Annotated in this window: 23 protein-coding genes and 1 riboswitch; of the genes, 12 read left to right on the forward strand and 11 right to left on the reverse strand. The window is 64.5% G+C overall.

The features are described 5' to 3' along the window. Positions 1-150: 150 nt before the first annotated feature. Positions 151-1,629 carry a hypothetical protein gene (locus FDY95_RS17020; protein WP_138079663.1) on the reverse strand — a complete coding sequence of 493 codons (1,479 nt, stop codon included), beginning with the start codon at positions 1,627-1,629 and terminating at the stop codon, positions 151-153. Positions 1,630-1,794: 165 nt separating this feature from the next. On the opposite strand from FDY95_RS17020, the gene FDY95_RS17025 reads away from it, so the two are divergent. Beyond that, positions 1,795-2,121: a hypothetical protein gene (locus FDY95_RS17025; RefSeq protein WP_138079665.1), complete on the forward strand. Its 327-nt coding sequence runs from the start codon at positions 1,795-1,797 to the stop codon at positions 2,119-2,121. Positions 2,122-2,123: 2 nt separating this feature from the next. On the opposite strand, the gene FDY95_RS17030 is transcribed toward FDY95_RS17025, so the two are convergent. Together FDY95_RS17030 and FDY95_RS17035 are read right to left on the reverse strand one after the other, a co-directional pair. Next, complete coding sequence (locus FDY95_RS17030) at positions 2,124-2,687, reverse strand: helix-turn-helix domain-containing protein (protein WP_138079667.1); 564 nt, start codon at positions 2,685-2,687, stop codon at positions 2,124-2,126. An 8-nt stretch (positions 2,688-2,695) separates the two neighbouring features. Continuing rightward, a complete protein-coding gene (locus tag FDY95_RS17035; RefSeq protein ID WP_138079669.1) occupies positions 2,696-3,073 on the reverse strand; it encodes a magnesium transporter in 378 nt (125 codons plus the stop codon). Between the two features lie 252 nt (positions 3,074-3,325). Here FDY95_RS17035 and FDY95_RS17040 point away from each other — a divergent pair, with 252 nt between their 5' ends. Beyond that, on the forward strand, positions 3,326-3,598 hold the full coding sequence (locus FDY95_RS17040; protein ID WP_138079671.1) for a hypothetical protein: 273 nt from the start codon (positions 3,326-3,328) through the stop codon (positions 3,596-3,598). An 88-nt stretch (positions 3,599-3,686) separates the two neighbouring features. On the opposite strand, the gene FDY95_RS17045 is transcribed toward FDY95_RS17040, so the two are convergent. Together FDY95_RS17045 and FDY95_RS17050 are read right to left on the reverse strand one after the other, a co-directional pair. Further along, complete coding sequence (locus FDY95_RS17045; RefSeq protein WP_138079673.1) at positions 3,687-4,733, reverse strand: YncE family protein; 1,047 nt, start codon at positions 4,731-4,733, stop codon at positions 3,687-3,689. Positions 4,734-4,760: 27 nt separating this feature from the next. Further along, a complete protein-coding gene (locus tag FDY95_RS17050; RefSeq protein WP_138079675.1) occupies positions 4,761-6,587 on the reverse strand; it encodes a TonB-dependent receptor in 1,827 nt (608 codons plus the stop codon). 286 nt (positions 6,588-6,873) lie between these two features. Then, a riboswitch (cobalamin riboswitch) is annotated at positions 6,874-7,096 on the reverse strand. 140 nt (positions 7,097-7,236) lie between these two features. Between FDY95_RS17050 and FDY95_RS17055 the strand changes: the two genes are divergently transcribed. Then, positions 7,237-7,836, forward strand: a complete 600-nt coding sequence (locus FDY95_RS17055; protein ID WP_138079677.1) for a DNA-3-methyladenine glycosylase — start codon at positions 7,237-7,239, stop codon at positions 7,834-7,836. A 152-nt stretch (positions 7,837-7,988) separates the two neighbouring features. Here the strand turns inward: FDY95_RS17055 and FDY95_RS17060 are convergent, their stop codons facing one another. Continuing rightward, a complete protein-coding gene (locus FDY95_RS17060) occupies positions 7,989-9,185 on the reverse strand; it encodes a class I SAM-dependent methyltransferase (RefSeq protein WP_138079679.1) in 1,197 nt (398 codons plus the stop codon). A gap of 46 nt (positions 9,186-9,231) precedes the next feature. Further along, positions 9,232-9,846, reverse strand: a complete 615-nt coding sequence (locus FDY95_RS17065) for a hypothetical protein (RefSeq protein WP_138079681.1) — start codon at positions 9,844-9,846, stop codon at positions 9,232-9,234. Positions 9,847-9,967: 121 nt separating this feature from the next. Here FDY95_RS17065 and FDY95_RS17070 point away from each other — a divergent pair, with 121 nt between their 5' ends. Together FDY95_RS17070 and ahcY are read left to right on the forward strand one after the other, a co-directional pair. Continuing rightward, on the forward strand, positions 9,968-10,690 hold the full coding sequence (locus FDY95_RS17070; RefSeq protein ID WP_138079683.1) for a DUF4397 domain-containing protein: 723 nt from the start codon (positions 9,968-9,970) through the stop codon (positions 10,688-10,690). A gap of 124 nt (positions 10,691-10,814) precedes the next feature. Further along, positions 10,815-12,128, forward strand: coding sequence for an adenosylhomocysteinase (gene ahcY, locus FDY95_RS17075; RefSeq protein WP_212744917.1), 1,314 nt, complete (start codon positions 10,815-10,817; stop codon positions 12,126-12,128). 66 nt (positions 12,129-12,194) lie between these two features. Here ahcY and FDY95_RS17080 read toward each other — a convergent pair whose 3' ends face one another. After that, positions 12,195-12,629: a DUF4870 domain-containing protein gene (locus tag FDY95_RS17080; protein WP_246074062.1), complete on the reverse strand. Its 435-nt coding sequence runs from the start codon at positions 12,627-12,629 to the stop codon at positions 12,195-12,197. A gap of 34 nt (positions 12,630-12,663) precedes the next feature. Between FDY95_RS17080 and FDY95_RS17085 the strand changes: the two genes are divergently transcribed. The 7 genes from FDY95_RS17085 to nadD are packed head-to-tail and all read left to right on the forward strand — an operon-like array spanning position 12,664 to position 17,986. Next, entirely contained in the window at positions 12,664-13,434 is a 771-nt protein-coding gene (locus FDY95_RS17085) for a glycosyltransferase family 2 protein (protein WP_171025727.1), read from the forward strand. Then, positions 13,431-14,462 carry a glycosyltransferase family 9 protein gene (locus tag FDY95_RS17090; protein WP_138079689.1) on the forward strand — a complete coding sequence of 344 codons (1,032 nt, stop codon included), beginning with the start codon at positions 13,431-13,433 and terminating at the stop codon, positions 14,460-14,462. Before FDY95_RS17085 ends, FDY95_RS17090 begins: the two co-directional genes overlap by 4 nt. Positions 14,463-14,490: 28 nt before the next feature. Next, positions 14,491-15,765: an O-antigen ligase family protein gene (locus FDY95_RS17095; protein WP_138079691.1), complete on the forward strand. Its 1,275-nt coding sequence runs from the start codon at positions 14,491-14,493 to the stop codon at positions 15,763-15,765. A gap of 60 nt (positions 15,766-15,825) precedes the next feature. Continuing rightward, a complete protein-coding gene (locus FDY95_RS17100; protein ID WP_138079693.1) occupies positions 15,826-16,476 on the forward strand; it encodes a sigma-70 family RNA polymerase sigma factor in 651 nt (216 codons plus the stop codon). Between the two features lie 38 nt (positions 16,477-16,514). Continuing rightward, positions 16,515-16,805 carry a hypothetical protein gene (locus FDY95_RS17105; RefSeq protein WP_138079695.1) on the forward strand — a complete coding sequence of 97 codons (291 nt, stop codon included), beginning with the start codon at positions 16,515-16,517 and terminating at the stop codon, positions 16,803-16,805. A gap of 9 nt (positions 16,806-16,814) precedes the next feature. Continuing rightward, complete coding sequence (gene gmk / locus FDY95_RS17110; protein WP_138079697.1) at positions 16,815-17,399, forward strand: guanylate kinase; 585 nt, start codon at positions 16,815-16,817, stop codon at positions 17,397-17,399. Next, the gene (gene nadD / locus FDY95_RS17115) at positions 17,399-17,986 is read left to right on the forward strand and encodes a nicotinate (nicotinamide) nucleotide adenylyltransferase (RefSeq protein WP_138079699.1); all 588 of its coding nucleotides are present in this window, start codon (positions 17,399-17,401) and stop codon (positions 17,984-17,986) included. Before gmk ends, nadD begins: the two co-directional genes overlap by 1 nt. A 72-nt stretch (positions 17,987-18,058) precedes the next feature. Here the strand turns inward: nadD and frr are convergent, their stop codons facing one another. The 3 genes from frr to FDY95_RS17130 all read right to left on the reverse strand — a co-directional run bounded on the left by frr (position 18,059) and on the right by FDY95_RS17130 (position 20,091). Then, positions 18,059-18,622 (reverse strand): ribosome recycling factor, encoded by a 564-nt coding sequence (gene frr, locus FDY95_RS17120; protein WP_138079701.1) that lies wholly within the window; start codon positions 18,620-18,622, stop codon positions 18,059-18,061. A 105-nt stretch (positions 18,623-18,727) separates the two neighbouring features. Beyond that, positions 18,728-19,525: a UMP kinase gene (pyrH, locus tag FDY95_RS17125; protein ID WP_138079703.1), complete on the reverse strand. Its 798-nt coding sequence runs from the start codon at positions 19,523-19,525 to the stop codon at positions 18,728-18,730. Between the two features lie 65 nt (positions 19,526-19,590). Beyond that, a complete protein-coding gene (locus tag FDY95_RS17130; protein ID WP_138079705.1) occupies positions 19,591-20,091 on the reverse strand; it encodes a biotin/lipoyl-containing protein in 501 nt (166 codons plus the stop codon). Positions 20,092-20,196 lie beyond the last annotated feature (105 nt).

A 20,196-nucleotide genomic window follows, 5' to 3' on the forward strand; every position in this document is an offset into this window, starting at 1 on the left:
CGGCAGCCGTTATCGGGTCTGCAGGCGTAAAAGACTCCTCTTGGGCCAGCCCGAAAACTACCCGTTGACGTTCGACGTGCCGGCCCGCATTCTGAGCAACACCGGCCGGCTGGACCACCACGATAAATGCCCGGCGCAGCCTGATTGAACTTACATCTTCATCCCGCCGCCCATACGCATCAGCGGCGCATTCAGGCGCAGGTACACCTCGGCCGATACCGGCGTCTTGCCATAGTAGCCGCGCAATTCCGAATCCGGGCGGTACACCGAGCCCTGCGCGCCCAGGTGCAGCTCAGGGCCTTTGGCGCCAAGCTGGGTGAGGCGGTAGCTGGTGCCCAGGGTGAGGGCGTGGATGTTGAACGCACTGGCGCCTTCGTGCAGGTGCGGCACCTGCATCTCGTCGGGGTCTTTCTGCACGAACTCGTAGCGGCCGTACACGGTGGGGCGGCCCAGCGTGAGGTTGGTTTCGGTCAGCACGGCGTGCTCCCGGCCGTGGTCCGATTTATTCAGGCCCCAAATCAGCGAGGAGGCCACGAAGCGGTAATCGGCCCACTGGTGACTGTGGAGCACGGCGGCGGTGGTGCGCGTCACGTTGTCCTCGAGGTGCAGCTCCTCGGGGCTTTTGATGCGGGCCTGCCCGGCTTCGAGCACCAGCTCCTTGGTCGGGGCCCACTGCAGGCGGGCGGCCCAGGAGTCGGCGCGGGGGCGGTCGAAACCGTAGCGGTGCTCGTCGGGCTCCCGGCCGGTGAAGTTGGAGCCCTCGATTTTGAATTGCTTGTAGCGCAGGCCCACGGTGGCTACCCCGAAGGTGATGTGCGTCGCGTCGACCCAGTGGTGGGAGAGGGGCGCGTCGGGGTTGGGCATGGCCGAAATGCGGTGCATAAAGGCCGTCGGGCCCACGGCCGGCTCGCCGGGGTAGCCCAGGTACAGCGTCAGGTCCACGTCCTGCGAAAAGGCGTGGGTGTAGCCGATGCTCAGGGCCGAAAACAGGTCGTGCGGGTGCTGGCGGTCCACCAGCGGCTGGCCTCGGTAGGCTTCACCCGACTGAAACAGCAGCGGGTAGCCGTTGCCGCCCTCGGTCAGCGGGTCCAGCGAAATCATGGCCGTCAGGTTCAGCAGGCCTTTTTCGCCGATGTTGCGCTGGGCCATGGTCATAAACCAGTTGGGCGCGTCGAAGGTGCGGCCGCCGCGCTGGCCGCCGGAGCGGCCGAGGTTCTGGTTGGTGTAGCGGCCGAACAGGGCGCCGTGGTTCATCACCATCCACTTGCCGTGGTGGCTCATCCACATATACATCGGCGTGGCGTCGGGCTGCCAGGCCGTGCCCGAGCCGTTGCGGGCCATGGGCAGGTTGCGCGAGTACGCGTGCGACATGCCTTCCATCCCCCCGTGCATGTCGTGCGACATGGCGGAGTCGGCACCCATGCCCGGCATCGGGTGGCCAGCGTGCTGACTGTGGTCGGGGGCGGCTGGCTGAGCGTGGTCGGCGTGGTTCATGCCCGGCATGGCGTGGCCCTGGTGGGTGGTATCGGCGGGCGCCGGACGGGCGGGCTGCGCGGGCGGGTTATGCTGGTGCTGGGCAGCGGCAGCCAGGGGCAGCAGTAGCGCCAGGAGGGGCAGAAGTCGTTTCATCGGAGGCAGTAGTCAGTGCTAGCCTACATACCCCGATACCGGCCCCGGGGTTGGTGCAGGATTAGGGGTCCGGCCGTACGATATTTGGCGGGCCCGGCCGCACCCGAGGCGTGGTTTTGGTGTTAAGCGTAAACACCCGCGTGGGCCCCGCTGCCGCATTCCCGTATGAGCACGAATCCATTCTATCAGCAGATTCAGGCGGCGTACCGCGCCCAGCTACGGCCTTCGGAGCAGGAAATCGAGCAGGCGCTCCGCCGCATCTACGGCCACCAGTTTCACCTCACCTCCGCCGGCCCGCGCATGATTGCCGGCGCGGAATCGGTGCGCAATATCATCCGCACCATCAACCGTATCCGGCTGGAAACCGGGTTTCTGGAAAGCTATGTGGCCGTGCCCCCGCCCAGCCCGCCGGCCATCCGCTGCGCCCACGAGGGCTGCCAGGAGCTAGCCCTCGACCGGGGCAGCTTCTGCTACATGCACGACGCCGAGTAGCGCTAGGCTAGCTGGTCGAGCGAGGTGCGCCGGGGGTGGGCCTTGTACTCGGTTACCGTCTGGCCCGTCACCTGCCGAAACTGCGTGCTCAGGTGCTGGGAGGAGCTGTAGCGCAGCTCGTCGGCAATTTCGGCCAGAGTGAGCTGCCCGTAGCTGAGCAGCTCCTTCACCCGCTCAATTTTCAGGCGGATGAGGTATTTCTCCAGCGTCAGGCCCACCAGGCGCGAAAACAGCTTGCTCAGGTGGGCATACGACGCTTCAAACCGCTCTTCCAGGAAAGCCGAGGTGGTCAGCGGGGCGCGGGCCGTGCGCAGGTGCTCCAGGTAGGCGGCCAGCGCCACTTTCACCTGCTCCACCAGTTGCTCGTCGCGGCTTTGCAGCAGCTCGAAGCCGGCCGCTTCCAGCCGCGGGCGCAGCTGCGCCGGGTCGGCCGGGGTGGCCTCATGCAGCACGGCGTGGCCCAGCGTGACTTCCGTGGGCTGCAGGCCGGCGTCGGTCAGGATTTGCTGCACGGTGCTGATGCAGCGCGGGCAAACCATGTTTTTGATGTGCAGCTCGGTGGTCATGGCGCGGGTTAGTCGGAGGTGGTCGGCGTGCGGGGGGCGTAGCGGGTGGGCTTGGGCGTGGCCGGCGTTTTGGGCGTGTTGCTGGCCCGGGGCTTGCGCGCGGGCTGTGGCGTGGGATGCTCGGCCCAGCTGCGGCCAAACCAGTTGTCGGCCGCCCAGTTGACAAACGGCACCACCGCCAGAAAAGTGACGCCCAGCAGCACAAACCACACGAACGTGGCCCCCATCAGCCGGCCGAAAAAGCCGTCGAACCCGAACAGGTAGGCCACCAGCAGCAACGATAGCCCGAAGCTGACGGCCAGCAGGATGCCGGCCCGGCGCACCAGTGGGTGCGTCAGCCAGGATGAATTGCGGGAAGCAGAAGCGCGACGACGGGGAGCAGCCATTCGGCAAAGATAGACCCCGGAATCGGTCTGCCCGCAGGCCCGCCCGGGGGGCGGGCGCGGAGCCCTTGGCCGGGGGCAGGTGCGTTGCAAGCGGGGCATTCGGCCGGTTTCGGGGCAGCCGGGGCGCTTAGCGGCCGCGAAATCAACCACATAACCAAAGCCCGGCGGCCGCGTTTGTGCTAGCAGCGGCATTTTGCCGGCTCCGGCCGCTGCGTATATTGCCTGCCGACCATACTTACTCCCTCAACTTCCATGAACACCTTCCTCCACCCGCTGCGCACCCTGGGCGCGGCCCTGCTGCTGGCCGCCGGCCTCAGCGCCTGCAGCACCGGCACCGAATCGGGCGACACCAACGTGGAACGCGGCACCGAAAAAGTGGCCCGCGACCCTGGCGCCCAGTCCGCCAACGGCGGCATCGACACGATGCGGGCCCAGCGCGACACCGCCGTCAGCGCCCAGGAACGTCTCTACGATAAGTCGCGCAACCGGAAAGACCGCGACAACGACGGCAAAGCCGACCAGTAAATTGGCTGCCTGCTAACGAAACCGGCCCCGCCAGCACGTAGCTGACGGGGCCGGTTTATTGTAGTGAGGCTGGGCGCTCTGGGTCGGCTTAGCGGAACGAGAAGGCGCTGGCCCCGATGCCCACCGTAAACGAATCAACGGGCGCGTAGCTGGTGTTGTAGCGCACGGCGCGGCCATCGGCCGAGAACGAGCCGGTAGCCAGGTACAGCTCGTTGTTGCTCGGGTCGACGCCGAAGCCGTTGAAGCTGCGGCGGCGCAGCACCGGCGTCGTGGGCGGCGCCGTGGCGGTGGTGGCCATGCGGTAGATAGCCGAGCCGTAGCTGTAGTACAACGCCGTGCGGTCGGAGGAAAGCTGCAGCTCGGTGGGGCCGCCCGCCGTGAAGGCGAAGGTAGCCTGGCTGGCGTACGGGGCCGTGGCCGAAAAGCGAATCAGCGCCCCGGGCCTCGCGCCATAGTTGCCGTCGCAGGCCACCCACACGTTGCCGCTGGCGTCTTGCACGAGGGATTTGGGGCCCGCCGCCACGGTCAGCGTGGTTTCCACTTGGTTGGAGGTCAGGTCAACGACGCTGATGGTGTTTTCGTCGCCGTTCGGCACAAACAGCTTGTTGCCGGCCACCAAGGCCTTTTCCGGATTGCGGCCTACCGTCACGGTGCTGGTCACGCTGTTCGTGTTCAGATCGATGACGGACACGCGGCCGGCCAAATAGTTGGGGTAGGCGCCCTGCCACTCGGTGAGGTAGCCCTTGCTGCCGCTCGCAGCCAGGTAGCGCGGCTGCGAACGGCCGTCGATGGAGGCCACGGCGTTGAACTTGGGCAGTTCCACCACTTCCACCTTGCCGCTGTTGTTCACCACCACGTAGCCCTTGTTGCCCACCACCGTCATCGACTGCACCACGTCGCCCACGGTGCGGCCGTTAGCGCGTTGAAACTGGTCTTTTTCCGATTCCTTGGTTTCGCGCCGGTAGCCGCTCACCGAGCCATTCGGGGTACCGTACTGGCCCTGGTTCAGCACGTACACGTTGGCGTCAAGGGTCTTTTTTTCGGTTTCGTCTTTGCCGCAGCTGCTCAGTAGCGTGGCCGCCAGCGGCAGCGTCAGCAGGGGGCGAAGTCGGAGGGCGAGGGGAGAGAATTGCATGGGGTATGATGGAAAAGTGAATGTCGATTAGTGCCAGGCCACGCGCAGGCTCAGCGTGCCCGCGCGCGGCGGCATAGCCCGGAACGCGTAGTTCTGGTAGCGGGCGTTGGTGAGGTTATGGCCCTGCAGCAGGGCCGTCAGCTGCCAGCGGCCGCAGTGCCAGCGGCGCCCCACGCTGCCGTGCAGCAGGGCGTAGGCGGGCAGAAAGTCCGAGCCCGAGGCCGTGGTGTAGCGCTGGTCGGTGAAGGTGGCGGCCGTGGTCAGCAGCCAGCCGCGCCAGTCGTGGTCGGTGCTGAGCGAGGCGGTGTGCCGTGGCACGTAGGCCAGCTGCACGCCCACCGGGTCAGAATCCTGAACGTAACCGCGGCGCTTCTGGCTCTGAGTAAAGGCATAGCCAGCCGTGGCGCGCAGCTGGTAGCGCCCGCGGCGCCACTGGGCCTGGGTGCTGGCTTCGAGGCCCTGGCTGCGCACCTGGCGTAGGTTCTGGGGCGTCCAGGTACCGTTGGCGTCGGGCAGCCACTGCACCCAGTTGTCCACCAGCAGGCGGTAGGCCGTCAGGTCGGCCTGCAGGCTGAGCTGGGCGCTGGGCAGCGCTGCGTAGTGCAGGCCCGCTTCGCCACCGACGCTGGTTTCGGGCCGCAGGTCGGGGTTGCCGCCGGGGCGCCAGTACCGCTCGTTCAGGGTAGGGGCGCGGTAGCTGCGGGCGGCGCTGGCCTTCAGCCACAGCTGCTGCCGGGCCGTGCGCCAGGCCTGCCACTCCGCGCCGGCCGTGGGCGCCAGCGGCGGCCGGCGGCCGGGCAGCGCGGCCTGGCGGGCGTTCAGCGTGAGACGCAGCCGGGCCGAAGGGTCGTAGCGCAGCAGGGCAAAGCCGGCGTAGCGCTGCTCCTGCACCGGGCGACGGTAGCCATCCACGCGGGCCACGAAATGCTGGGCTTCGGCCCCAAGGCGCAGGCTGAGATTAGGGCGCCACTGCCAAGTGTGTTCCAGCTGGGCCTGCCGCACGCTGCTGCGCGAGTGGCTGGTGCTGAGCTGGTCGTTCTGGTAGTCGATCAGGTCGCCGAACCAGGCGGCCCGTACGCTGGTTTCGCTGCGGGCGGCGCGGCGGCGGTAGCCCAGCACCGCGCGGGCGCTTTGGTCCCGCTCGCGGGCGTGGTTGTTGCTGGAGCCGATGGCGGGCTGAATCTGCCGGTTGGCGTCGGTGAGCCAGAGCGCAGCCGTGACTTCGCCGCGCCGGCCGACCTGCACCGTCACGTCCTGCTGCAGACTGCTCTGCGTGAGGGCCGCGTTTTCCTGGCGCCGCCGCACCTCGCCCTGCAGCTCCCGGCTATAGTAATGGAAGTCGTTGTCGGCCTGCCGCACCAGGAAGCTGGTGCGCACCGCCACGCGGGCGTCGCGCTGGCTGCCGCTGAAGCTGAAGGCCCGGGCCCCAAAGCTGCCCGCTTCCGCCGAGGCGCTGACCTGCGTGCCCGTTGGCGCCGTGGCCGAGCCGAGGACCACCGCGCCGCCCACCGCGCCGGTACCGTAGAGCGCCGCCGCTGGCCCGTGCTGCACGTCCACGCGGCCCAAACCGGCCACTGGCAGCAGGGAAAAATCCGCTTCGCCCAGGGTCGGAAAGTTCAGGTTGAAGCCGTGCCAGAGCACCGCCGTGTGCCGCGCCGACGTGCCCCGAATCGACAAGGAAGCCAGCTGCCCCGGGCCGTAGGTGCGCAGATACAGCGGCGTGCGGCCCGATAGCGCATCGGCCACCGTGCCACCCTGGTAAGGCGCCAGCGCGGCCGAGTCGAGGGAGGTGAAGCGGCTACCGGCAGCGTAGCGCGTGGGCCGCAGGGCCTGCACCCGCACCGTGGGCAGCACGTGCCGGGCTGAATCAGCCGAGGCGGTACGGCCCGATTGTGCCCACGCCGGCGCGAGGCCGCTGCCAAGCAGCAGCGCTAGCCAACCGCGACCAAGCGCGGAGCAGAAACGGGGAGCGTACAACCGAACCAAAATTTTCGTAGCCGAAAAATTCGGTTCAGAACCAGGCGCGCGGCCGTGTAGGCTACTTACCGGGCTGAGGCAGAATCAGGGAAGCCGGGCCCGCCGCCAGATGACGACACCGCCCAAAATGATTCATTCTCCGCCCGTCCTCCGCAGGCGCCGAACACTAAGATGCGCACGGGCAGGTCTCCTGACTTGCTTCGCGCCGGGCGGCCTTCCCATTCCTCCGCCGGTCAGGTCGACCGGCATCAGCGGAACAGTGGCGAGGTGGGCCCGGCGCATGATGGAAGCTTACAGTTGCGGGGACAGCTGCCGAATTTCACGGCATTCCCTTTTCAGCCGCGCCCCCCGATTGGGGTCTGGCCACCCATGCGTGGGGCAAAGATAACCACGGATTCGACGGATTTTTCGGATTCCACGGATTTTGTGGACGGCTGCCGATGGGTTATTGCTGCTCGTCAGAAAGTTATCAGAGGAGCTGCGGCAGTCGTAGCCAGCCACAGCCCGCTTTGACCGTACAAGGCCCATGAAACTCCCGCTTGCCTACTACCGGCAGCCCGACGTGGTGGCCATTGCCCGCGACCTAGTGGGCAAATACCTCTTCAGCCGCATCGACGGCGTGCTGACCGGCGGCCGCATCGTCGAAACCGAAGCCTACGCCCACATCGACGACCAGGCCTGCCACTCCCACCTGGGCCGCTTCACCAAGCGCACCCGCGTGATGTACGAAGCCGGCGGTGTGGCCTACGTGTACCTGATTTACGGCCGCTACGCCCTGTTCAACATCATCACTAACGTGGCCGGCAAGGCCGACGCCGTGCTCATCCGGGGCCTGGAGCCCACCGAGGGCCTGCCCGAAATGCAGCTGCGCCGCGGCCTCAGCCAACCGGCCCGCAACCTCACCGCCGGCCCCGGCCTGCTCACCCAGGCCCTCGGCATCGGCGTGCCGCACTACGGCACCGACCTCACCGGCAACCTCATCTGGCTCGAAGACCGGCAGGAGCCCGTAGCCGCGGCCGATATCGTTGCCAGCCCCCGCGTCGGCATCGATTACGCCGGCGCCGATGCTGCCCTGCCGTGGCGCTTTCGCCTGAAAGGCAACCCCTGGACCAGCCCGGCGAAGTGAAATGGTGAGATGGTGAGTTTGACGTTCTGATAGCGCCTAAATACACAACGGCCCCGACAACCAAGGTTGCCGGGGCCATTGCTTCTGAAATAGATGATGGTGCCGATTGAACATCAACTCACCAGGTCACCACCTCGCCATTTCACCGCCCGTCAGGGCGCCAGCCGGTCACACACCAGCACGATCAGGCGGCCGGTCAGGTCCGTGGTGGCCATGAGGTAAGTGGTGCCGCCTTCGCGGATGCCGGTGCGGTGGCGGAAATCGGCTACCGAGTCGGGGAAGTTGCGGGTGGTGACGTGGGCGCGTTGCTCGGGCCCGAGGTGGCTCAGCAGCTCCTTTTTGTCGTAGCGGCATACGGCCCGGCAGCGGAAGATGCGCCCCGGAAAGTCCTCGCGCAGCTGATTGGAGGTGTAGAGGTGGCTGTGCTGGTGCAGCTTCAGCAGGCTGAAGCTGGTGCCAATGCTCTTGAAGCTGCCGGCCTTGAGCACCGCCACGTTGGGTTCGTAGATGTAATCCTGCGGTTCGGCATAGCGCGGCACGGCTTTGGTCTCCCGGGTGCGGTTCGAGCGGAAGGTCTGCTCCCGCCCGTCGCGTAGCAGGTTCACCGTCAGGCGTTCCGGGTCCACGGCCGGCTCCTGTCCCAGCTCGTACAGCACTTCCTTGCACTCGTTATCGACAGCCACCACCCAGAGGCGGCGCACGCGGCCCAGCTCCTGAATGGCCTGCTCCACGTCGAGCATGGGCGAGGTCTTGAGCAGCACGCGCTCGGCCTTGCGCAGCAGCAGCGGCAGCAACTTCACCACGTCCGGCTCGCAGTCGGCCAAGCGGTAGATTTTCTTGTCGGCCGAGTCGCGGCGGGCCGGGTCGAGGTACAGCCAGTCGAAATGCCCGTCAGGCTGCTCGCGCAGCCACGCGGCGGCGTCGCCTACGTGCAGGTGCACGTTGGTCATACCGAGCACCTCGAGGTTGTGGCGTACCACTTCCACCAGCTGCGCGTTGCGTTCCACGTAGTGCACTTCCTGCACGCTACGGGCGAAGTGGCTGCTGTCGACGCCAAAACCGCCGGTAAGGTCGGCCAGGCGGGTGCCGCTCACCAGCGAGGCCTTAAACGCCGCCGTGCGGGCCGACGAGGCCTGCTCCACCGACAGCGCAGGCGGAAATACCAGGTCGGGATTGGCCGCCCAGGTGGGTAGCTTGGTTTTGGCCTTCTGACGGGCCTGAATCTGGCGCACCAACTCGGGCACGGGCAGATTGGGGTAACGGCGGGCCTGCAGAGCCAGCTTGGCGGGGTCGTCGTGCAGGTGCTCGGCCACGTATTGGCGGGCCTCCGCCGACAGAGAAACGTCCATCACAACGGTAAGATAGCGCCCAAATGGCGCAAAGGTAGGGGTGGGACTAGCGCAACGTCCAGCCCACCAGCAGCTGCGGACGGCCCGTAGGGGCCGTCACGCCGAGCAGGTCGGGCATGGCGCGCTCCATTCCCATACGGCGCGCGGCCGGCGAAGTCGCATTCTGGGCCTCCACCGCGCGGATAAAATGCTGGTTGGTGTGGCGCGTGATAAACGCGTTCGAAATCAGGCTGACCACGGCCACGCCGATAGCGGCCTTCTGGACGTTGCTGAAATACTGCGGCTTATCGGTGCTGAGGATCTGCTGGGCGTATACCCCGGCCGACCCTACGAATACCGCCCGCTCGGCCAGGTGCAGCCAGCGCTGCCGGCGGTAGCTGTCGAGGCTGGCAATGGCTTGCTCGTCGGTGAGGTAAGGACGCAGGCGCTGGCCGAAAAAGCCCGCGTTCTGGTACTGCTCGCCGCTGCCAGTGGTAAACCAGAAGTTCTTCTGCACGCCATTCAGGCCGCGGTCCTGGTCTTCAGGGCTCAGGCGGATGCTGGTGCCGGGCGTCACCGGCGTCTGCTGGGCCAGGGCCGGAGCCGCGGCGCCACACAGCAAGGGCAAGAAGAGAGCAGCGGCGCTTTGGCGCAACGGTTTCAGCAGGGCGGTAGACGTCATGCTACAAAGTTAATATTCAGGGACTCGGAATTGGGCAGGTTCCGACGAACAGCCCAACCAAACCGACGAACGTTACGTTTTCAGGCCCAACGCATGTGGTGTTCACTTAATTCCTTCCTTCATGAACCACCCTCTGAAACGCATTGGTCACCTCCTGCTTCTGGCCGCGGTGCCAGCCACCTTTCTCGCCAGCTGCGGCGGCGACGATGATCCGGATCCGGTGACGCCCGCCCCCGACCAGGGGCAGGTGCAGGCAGTACACGTAGCTCCCTACAACAAGGTCAAGATTGATCTGCTCGTCGATGACCAAAAAGCCGCCGACGCGGATTACGGCCGCGCCACCGGGTACAAGGCTGCCAACTCTGGCAACCGGGTGCTTAAGGTGAAAGCCACCACCACTCAGGCTGACGTGGTGCCTGCTATTACCCAGACCATCGAAAAAGACAAACGCTACACGCTGTACGTGTACAACCCCACGGCTTCCACCGTCGGTACCCTTATTACCACGGATGATCAAACCGCGCCTGCCGCGGGCAAAGCCAATGTGCGATTTGTCAATGCCGGCTTTGGGGCGGGCAACGTGACGTTGACGTACCAGGGCACCGGGGCGACGCCCATTGTGTCGAACCTGGCTTACGGTGCCGCTTCGCAGCAGCCCACGACGGTAGATGCCCGGGCGTACACCTTGGAAGCCCGCGAGGCGGCCGGGCTGGGCAACACGTTGAAATCCAAGGCCGTCACGTTCGAATCCGGGAAAATCTACACCGTAGTGCTGCGGGGGCGCAACTCCCTAGCCGTGCCGACGGATGAACAGTTGGAATTGGATGTGATTACCAACAACTAAAGCTCGTTTTCGAGCCACCTGCGCTAAGCCCGGGCCACTTGGTCCGGGCTTTTTGCTATGCCTAGTTCAAGGCAAACAAATTGGTTAACTTTGTACTTGTATTGCGACATTTCCACGACTGACCATGGTTGAGACCAAGACCTACGTACCGTATAAGGTAAAAGACATTTCGCTGGCCGAGTGGGGCCGCAAGGAAATCCGTTTGGCTGAGGCTGAAATGCCCGGTCTGATGTCCCTGCGCGCGCAGTACGGCGCCAGCAAGCCCCTGCAAGGTGCCCGCATTGCCGGCTGTCTGCACATGACCATTCAAACGGCCGTCCTGATCGAGACGCTGCAGGCCCTGGGCGCGGAAGTGACCTGGTCGTCGTGCAACATCTTCTCGACGCAGGACCACGCCGCCGCGGCCATTGCTGCCGCCGGCACGGCCGTGTACGCCTGGAAGGGCATGAACGAGGAGGAATTCAACTGGTGCATCGAGCAGACGCTGTTCTTCGGCGAGGAGCGCCAGCCGCTGAACATGATCCTCGACGACGGCGGCGACCTGACCAACATGGTGCTGGACCGCTTCCCCGAGTTGGTGAGCGGCATCCGCGGCATCTCGGAAGAAACGACCACCGGCGTACTGCGCCTGGTGGAGCGCATGAAAGCCGGCAAGCTGCCCCTGCCCGCCATCAACATCAACGACTCGGTTACCAAGTCGAAGTTCGATAACAAGTACGGCTGCAAAGAGTCGGCCGTGGACGCTATCCGCCGCGCTACCGACGTGATGATGGCCGGCAAGATTGCCGTGGTGGCCGGCTACGGCGACGTAGGAAAAGGCACCGCCGCCTCGCTGCGCGGCGCCGGCGCCCGCGTGGTCGTGACGGAAATCGACCCGATCTGCGCCCTGCAGGCCGCCATGGACGGCTACGCGGTGAAGAAGATGGAAAACGCCATCAAGGAGGCCGACATCGTCATCACCACCACCGGCAACTGCGACATCGTGCGCGAAGAGCACTTCCGCGCGCTGAAGGACAAGGCCATCGTCTGCAACATCGGCCACTTCGATGACGAAATCGACATGGCTTGGCTGAACCAGAACTACGGCCACACCAAGGACACGGTGAAGCCGCAGGTGGACATCTACACCATCGACGGCAAAGAGGTCATCATCCTCGCCGAAGGCCGCCTGGTGAACCTGGGCTGCGCTACCGGCCACCCCTCGTTCGTGATGTCCAACTCGTTTACGAACCAGACGCTGGCCCAGCTGGAGCTGTGGCAGAACCACGACCAGTACGAGAACAAGGTGTACACCCTGCCCAAGCACCTCGACGAAATGGTGGCCCGCCTGCACCTCGCCAAAATCGGCGTGGAGCTGGACGAGCTGACGCCCAAGCAGGCTGATTACATCAAAGTACCGGTGGAAGGCCCGTTCAAGTCGGACCTGTACCGCTACTAGGCTTGAAGCCGAGATAAAAAAGCCCCGCCGGACGATTCCGGCGGGGCTTTTTGCTTTCGTGGCGCATCAGGAGAAAATGCGCAGGGACAGTGGATACCGCCACAGCACGCCCTCGTTGGCCTTGATGGCACCGATGATGGGGAAGATCAGAGAAACCAGGCCCAGAATGGCCAGCAGCGGAAAACCAATCAAGACAAACACGAGCAGGCCGCCGACGGCACCGTAAATCAAGGCACTGATAAGCCAGTTGACGACCACTTTGCCGTGGGCATCAATACCGGGCAGCTCATCTTTCTTGAGTTGCCAGAGGATAATGGGCAGTATAAAGCCGGCGCCGGGAAGCAGCAGGCCGGCTAGCAGCGACAAATGCAGAAACGTGGCCCATTGCCGTGCCTCAGATTCGGTTGTGTAAGTCATTGGATGAAAGCCGGGAAAGTTGAAAGGCGGAAAGAACACGAAAAACCGGAACAAACTCTCGCCTTCCTTCTGATCTGAAGCCATGTGCTTAGCCAATGGAATACGGATATTTGCCCTTATGCCCACGGTTCCGCTCTCGGTTGTCATCATCACCTTCAACGAAGAAGCCAACATCGGCCGCTGCCTCGCGGCCCTGGACGGCCTGTCCGACGACGTGGTGGTGGTCGACTCCGGCTCCACCGACCGCACCGTGGCCATCTGCCGGGAGCATGGCGCCCGCGTCGTGGTGCATCCCTTCGCCGGCTACGTCGCGCAGAAGAACTTTGCCACCGCCCAGGCCCGCCACAACCACGTGCTGCAGCTCGACGCCGACGAAGTGCTGACCGAGGCCCTGCGCGCCGAAATCCAGCGCGTGACGGCCGACTGGCAGCACGCCGGCTACAGCCTGCCGCGCCTCACCAACTACTGCGGCCACTGGGTGCGCCACGGCGGCTGGTACCCCGACCGGAAGCTGCGCCTCTACGACCGGCGCCTGGGCGCCTGGCAGGGCCAGCTGCTGCACGAACGGTACGAGGTACAGCCCGGCCAGACGCTGGGCCAGCTCCAGTCCGACTTGCTGCACTATTCCTATCCGACCATCGAAAGCCACGTGCAGCAGCTCAACAAATTCACGACCATCGGCGCCGAGGAGCTGGCCGCCCGGGGCAAACGCGCCAACGGCCTGCAGCTGTGGGTGAAGCCGACGTGGAAGTTCTGGCACCTGTACCTGCTGCGCGGCGGCTGGCTCGACGGCTTTGCCGGCCTGAGCATTGCCGCGCTATCGGCCTGGGGCGTGTTTCTGAAGTACGCCAAGCTGCGCGTACTCACCCGCAAACCAGCTGCCGCATGAAGACCTTCCTCGTCAGCCGCACCGACGCCATCGGCGACCTGGTGCTGACTTTGCCCGTCTGCGGCTGGCTGAAGCAGCGCTACCCCGGCTGCCGCGTGGTCTTGCTCGGCCGCGACTACACCCGCGCCGTAGCCGCCGCCTGCCCCGCCGTCGACGAATTCATCAGCGACGATGACCTGCAAAAGCTGCCCGCCGCCGAACAGGTAGCCACGCTGCGCGCCGTGGGCGCCGACGCCGTGCTGCACGTATTTCCCAGCCGCCGCCTAGCCCGGCTGTGCCAGCGGGCCCGCATTCCGCTGCGCATCGGCACGCGCAACCGCTGGTTTCACTGGCTGAGCTGCAACCGCCTGGTGCCGCTCAGCCGCCGCCACTCGCCCCTGCACGAAGCCCAGCTCAACATGGAGCTGCTGCGCCCGCTCGGCCTCACCGCCATTCCCGCCCTGGCTGAGCTGGTGCCGCTTGGCCGCTTGGCCGCCGATTCGCCGTTGCTGCCTGCTCACGCGGCCATGTTGGCGCGCGAGCGGCCCGAACAGCTCAACATCATTCTGCACCCCCGCTCCCGCGGGCACGGCCGCGAGTGGGGCCTGGAGCACTACGGCACGTTGGCCCGGGCGCTGCACCAGCGCGGCCACCGCGTCTTCGTCAGCGGCACCCAGGCCGAGGGCGACTCCATGCGCGAGTGGCTGCAGGCGCACGCCGCCGTCCTCACCGACCTCACCGGGCAGCTGTCCTTGCCGCAGTTTCTGGCGTTCATTGCCGCCGCCGATGGGCTGGTGGCTTCCGGTACTGGGCCATTGCACCTGGCGGCGGCGCTGGGGCGGCACGCGCTGGGCGTGTTTCCGCCCATGCGGCCCATTCACCCGGGCCGCTGGGCGCCGCTGGGCCCGCACGCCGAGTACGTAGTGTTCGACAAGCCCGACTGCGAGGACTGCCGCTCAACGCCCGCCGCCTGCACTTGCATCAAGGCTATTACGGCCGCCGAGCTGCTGAGCCGCATCGATACTTGGCAGCCACTGGCCGCGTTGTAGCTTTAGCCGCTCGTTTTTGTCTTTTCGCGTGAATGTTCGTCTGAACCCGTTACCGGATTGGTACCGTCGCGGCTACCTGTCGCAATACTTACTGCTGATTGCCTGCGTAGCCGGTGGCATCGGGTTACTATTTACAGCCCGGGCCTTGGTGGCGCTGGCGCCCTTAGCGGCCGTTGTAGCAGCGCTGCTCAATCCTCACCTGCGCCGGGCTGTGCCGCAGTGGCTGCGCAACGGGGCCGCCCGCCGCGCTGCTGTACTCTACCTGCTCATCCCGCTCACTTGGTGGTACACCTCCGACTGGGACGTGTGGCGCCACGAACTGTACCGGCAGTTGCCGCTTATCGGCGTACCGCTGGCCTTTGTCTTGGCCGTGCCGTTGTCGGGGCGGCAGCGCTTCGGGCTGGGAGCGGGCTTCGTGGGTAGCACCGCACTGCTGGGCCTGGCTACCCTGGGCCGCTACCTCGCCGACCCTGTCTGGGCGCAGGAACTGATTGGTACCGGGCAAAATGTGCCTTCGGTCACCAATATCTTCCACATCTATTTCGGCGTGATGCTGGCCCTGGCGGCATTCTGGGCCGTGTCGCTCAGCCAGGAGCCGCGGGCCGGGCGGCTCGGGCGCTGGCTGCTGCTCGGCGCGGCGGCGGCGGCCACCGTCAGCCTGCACGTGCTGGTGTACCGCACCGGTTTGCTGGCGTTTTATACGGCGCTGTTCGTGTCGGGCCTGTTGCTGCTGTTCCGCCGGCCGCTGCTGGCGCTGGGGCTGCTGACCGTGGGCCTTGGGCTGGCCGTAACCGCTTACGTCAGCCTGCCCTCGGTGCAGAAACGCGTCGGGGCCACGCTCTACGACCTGCAGGAATACAACGCCGGCCGCGACATCAACCAGCTGTCCATCGGTCGGCGGCTGGCGGCCCTGCACAATGCGCAGGCGCTGGTAACCGAGCACCCCTGGCTGGGCGTGGCCCCGGCCGACGTGCGCCAGGCCATGGACGCGCAGTTCGCGTGGCAGACCTACGGCCTGGAGCAGCAGAACCGCGTGATGATTCACAACCAGTACGTGCACTACCTCGTCGGGGCCGGCGCACTGGGCCTGCTGGTGTGGCTCTGGGTGCTCATTACGCCCCTGGTGCAACCCGGGCTGCGCCAAAATCCGTACGTGAGACACTACCTGCTCATTTTCGCGGCGGCGGCCCTGGCCGATTCGCTGCTGGAAATGCAGATAGGCTTCAACCTGTTCGTCTTCCTCTATGGCTTTCTGGTCGTCGCGGCCGAACGGCGCCGCCAGGCCAGCGGTGTAACCCGTTGAACCCAACCTTTCGTTACATTTAGCCGAGGCAATACTCACCTGCCTGAACCACCCACCTCTATGAGCGACACTCCCGAACGGGTTCCTAAACTGAGCAAGGAGGAGAAAGACCGTCGTTTCCAAGCCGAGCTGCTGCCCGTGCTGGATTCCCTCTACAACTTTGCCTTCCGCCTGACTCTCGACGAAGACGACGCCAATGACCTCGTCCAGGAAACCTACCTGAAGGCCTACCGCTTCTTCGAATACTTTGAGCCCGGAACCAACGCCAAAGCCTGGCTGTTTCGCATCCTGAAAAATTCGTTCATCAACGATTTTCGGAAAAAAAGCAAGCAGCCCGCCAAGGTCGACTACAGTGAAATCGAGGGCTACTACAACACCGAGGACGTGGATGCCGACGCCGATACCGGCGCCACCTCGCAGGACATGCGCCAGCAGTCCACCCGCGACCTGATCGGTGACGAAGTAGCCAGCGCCCTGAACTCCCTGCCCGTCGACTTTCGCACCGTCATCATCCTCTGCGACCTGGAAGGTTTCACCTACGAGGAAATGGCCAAGGTGCTCGATATTCCTATCGGGACGGTCCGCTCCCGCCTGCACCGCGCCCGTAATTTCTTGAAAGACAAACTGGAGCGCTACGCAAAAAAAATGGGTTACGGCAACGATTCTGAGGAAGACGATGTTGCCCCAGCGTACGATGAAGACGAAGACTAAGTACATTTAACCTCCTCCACCGACCTACTTCCTCCGCTATGGCCCCGAAGTCTACACCCAACCAACAAGGCCCGGCCGCCCACATTGCCGCCGGCGCCGACTGTGAGCGTGTGAACACCATCCTCGACCAGATTATCGTAGGCCACGAGCCTACCATCGAGGACGAAGAGTACTTCGTCCATCATGCGGAAGATTGCTCGCCCTGCTTCGATAGTATTGATAAGCAGCGCGTTTTCGTTGACTTCGTGAACCAGTACGTAGGGCGCAAAGGCGTACCCGCTGGTCTTTCTGCCAACATTATGGCGCGCGTACAGGCCGAAAAGGTCTAATTTTGCCCTATGCAGGGCAAAATCATCGCGTTTTCGGCGCCTTCAGGGGCCGGCAAAACCACCATCGTCCACCGGCTCATGGAACGCATTCCGGAGCTGAGCTTTTCTATCTCGGCCTGCACGCGCGACCGTCGCGGCCGGGCCGAGCAGAACGGCAAGGACTACTATTTCATCACCGTTCAGGAGTTTCAGGAGAAAATCCGCCACGACGAATTTGTGGAGTGGGAGGAAGTCTACGAAGGCTCCTACTATGGCACCCTGAAGTCGGAAGTTGAGCGTATCTGGGAAGGCGGCAAGCACGCCATCCTCGATATCGACGTAAAGGGTGGCCTCAGCATCAAGGAGTTCTACAAAGAGCGTGCCTTGTGCATTTTCGTCAAGCCGCCGTCCCTGGAAGTGCTGGAGCAGCGCCTGAAGTCCCGCGCCACCGATTCGGCGTCGAGCATTTCGGCCCGCCTTTACAAGGCCAACTTCGAGCTGACTTTCGAGGACCGCTTCGACGCCGTTATCGTCAACGACGACCTCGACTTGGCCACCTTCCAGGCCGAAAAGCTGGTGCGCGACTTCATCACCGCCGAGCCGGCCATCGTCTGATGAGCAGCCCGCGCCGCGTGGGCCTGCTCTTCGGCTCGTTCAACCCCGTCCACGTCGGGCACCTGATCCTGGCCAACCACCTGGCCACCCGCACCGATCTGGAGGCGGTGTGGCTGGTGGTGTCGCCGCAGAGCCCGTTTAAGGTGGGGGAGGAGTTGCTATCCGAGCAGGCGCGCCTGCACCTCGTGCAGCTGGCCATTGCCGGCAACGAACGGCTGCGCGTGCTCGACGTGGAGTTCGGCCTGCCCAAGCCCAGCTATACCATCGATACCCTCGATGAGCTGCGCCGGCAGTATCCGGGCACCGAGTTCGTGCTGCTCATGGGCGGCGACAACCTGCCGGGTTTGCCCCGCTGGAAGTCCGCCGACCGCCTGCTGACCGAGTTTGAAGTGTACGTGTACCCCCGGTCCGGTTATGCGCTGCCGGAGCCGTTGCCCGCGAAGGTGCGCGTGGTGGAAGCTCCGCTGCTGGATATTTCGGCTACGTTCATCCGTGCCAGCATCCACGCCGGGCAATCCATCCGCTACCTCGTACCGGAGGCGGTGGAGCGTGAGATAGAAGCGCAGGGCTACTGGCGCGGCAACTAGACCAAGTAAACGCAACGCGGCCCGGCTGATTTCTCAGTCGGGCCGCGTTGTTTTTCAGCTTGAGCCGAAAGCTTAGATGGTCATAATCTCCGCTTCCTTCTTGCTCATCGCGTCGTCAATCTTCACGATGTAGCTGTCGGTGTACTTCTGCACCTTGGTTTCGGCGTCCTTCACGGCGTCTTCCGAAGCGCCTTCCTTCTGCAGCTTGCGCAACGACTCGTTCACGTCCTTGCGGATGCCGCGGATGCGGACTTTGCCGTTTTCGGCTTCGTTCTTCACCTGCTTCACCAGGTCGCGGCGCCGCTCCTCGGTCATCGGGGGCAGGTTCAGGCGAATCGAGTCGGCATCCGAAATGGGGTTCAGGCCCAGGTCGCTGTTCTTGATGGCCTTGGAGATTTCGCCCAGCATGTTCTTTTCCCAGGGGCGGATAACCAGCGAGCGGGCGTCGGGGGCCGATACGTTGGCCACCTGCGCCACCGGCGTAGGCGTGCCGTAGTAGTCGACGCGCAGGGAGTCCAGCATCGAGGGCGTGGCCTTGCCGGCCCGGATGCGGCTCAGCTCCGTGTTGGTGTGCTGCAGCGCCTTCGCCATCGATTCTTCGGCGTCGCTCAGGTACAGCTGAATTTCTTCGTCCATGTGTGGAAAGGGAATGGTTAAATTGTTGAATGGCTAAAGGGTTGATTGTTCTGCAAACCTAGAACGACCAGCCGTTTAACCATACAGCCATTTGACAATTAAGAGTTACGCCTGTTGCCCGCTGGCAGCGGGGGAGGAGTGGTGCAGGTCGGGCTGCAAGCCGCTGTGCTTGGGGTCGAGGTTGGGTTCGGCACCGTTCATCGTCACCAAAGTACCCACGGCCTCGCCGCGGAGCAGCTTCTGCAGGTTGCCTTCCTTGTTCATGTCGAACACGATGATGGGCAGATTATTCTCCTTGCAGAGCGTGAAGGCGGTCATGTCCATCACGTTGAGGTTCTTTTCCATCACCTCGTCGAAGGTAATCTGCGGGTAGCGCGTGGCCGTGGGGTCCTTCTCGGGGTCGGCCGTGTAGATGCCGTCGACGCGGGTACCCTTCAGCACCACGTCGGCCTCCACTTCGATGGCGCGCAGCGAGGCGGCCGAGTCGGTGGTGAAGTACGGGGAGCCGATGCCGGCGCCGAAGATGACCACGCGGCCTTTTTCGAGGTGGCGCATGGCCCGGCGGCGGATGTACGGCTCGCACACGCGCTGAATGGTGAGGCCCGAGAGCAGGCGCGTAGGCGTGCCCAGCTTTTCCAGGGCGCTCTGCAGGGCCATCGAGTTGATGACCGTGGCCAGCATGCCCATGTAGTCGCCCTGCACGCGGTCGAGCCCGAAGGCTTCGGCCTGCACGCCGCGGAAGATGTTGCCCCCGCCGATGACCACGGCCACTTGCACGCCCAGCTCGGCCACGGCGCGTACTTCTTCGGCGTACTGCATCAGGCGCTCAGCATCAATGCCGTACTGCTGCTTGCCCATCAGGGCCTCGCCGCTCAGCTTCAGCAGGATTCGGTTGTATTTCAACGGTCTGGAGTTAGGTTGATGACTTTGCTAGGTACGCGACGCGGCAAGGGAGCGGCCGAAACAGCTTAGGCAAACTGAATCAGCACCTGGCCCTTCTGCACGTTGTCGCGCATGCCCACTTTTACGGCGCCTACCACCCCGTCGCCGGGCGACTTGAGGATGTTCTCCATTTTCATGGCTTCCAGCACCAGCAGCGGGTCGCCCTTCTGCACGGCCTGGCCCGGCTCCACCCGAATGGCTACGATAAGGCCCGGCATGGGGGCTTTCACCTCGTTGATCTTGGTACTGGCCGCCTGGCTCATGCCCAGTTTATCGAGCAGCAGGTCGAAACGGTCCTTGGCCTGCAGCTCAAAACGCTGCCCGTTAAGCTTAAGATGCACGGTCTTGCTGGCCGCGTCGATTTCCAGCAGTTCGGCGGCGTAGGAGCGCCCCTGATACAGCAGGTGGTAGCGGCCTTCGCCCAAGTCAATCAGGTCCCACTCAAAGGGTTGCTCGTCGACGGAGATGCCGTGGGCGTTGATGTCGACACTCCATGAGTGTCCGGGGCCAGCGCTGACCTGTAGCATGCGGGTGGGGTAGGATGAGGGGGAGAATGCGGCGGAAAAGGGCTTAAAGATAGAGGGAATCTGAAATTATTTCGGAACTTCAACCCTCAGATTACCCCAACTAGC

Origin of the sequence: Hymenobacter jeollabukensis, assembly GCF_005771675.1 — a bacterium.
Taxonomy (GTDB): Bacteria; Bacteroidota; Bacteroidia; order Cytophagales; family Hymenobacteraceae; genus Solirubrum; species Solirubrum jeollabukense.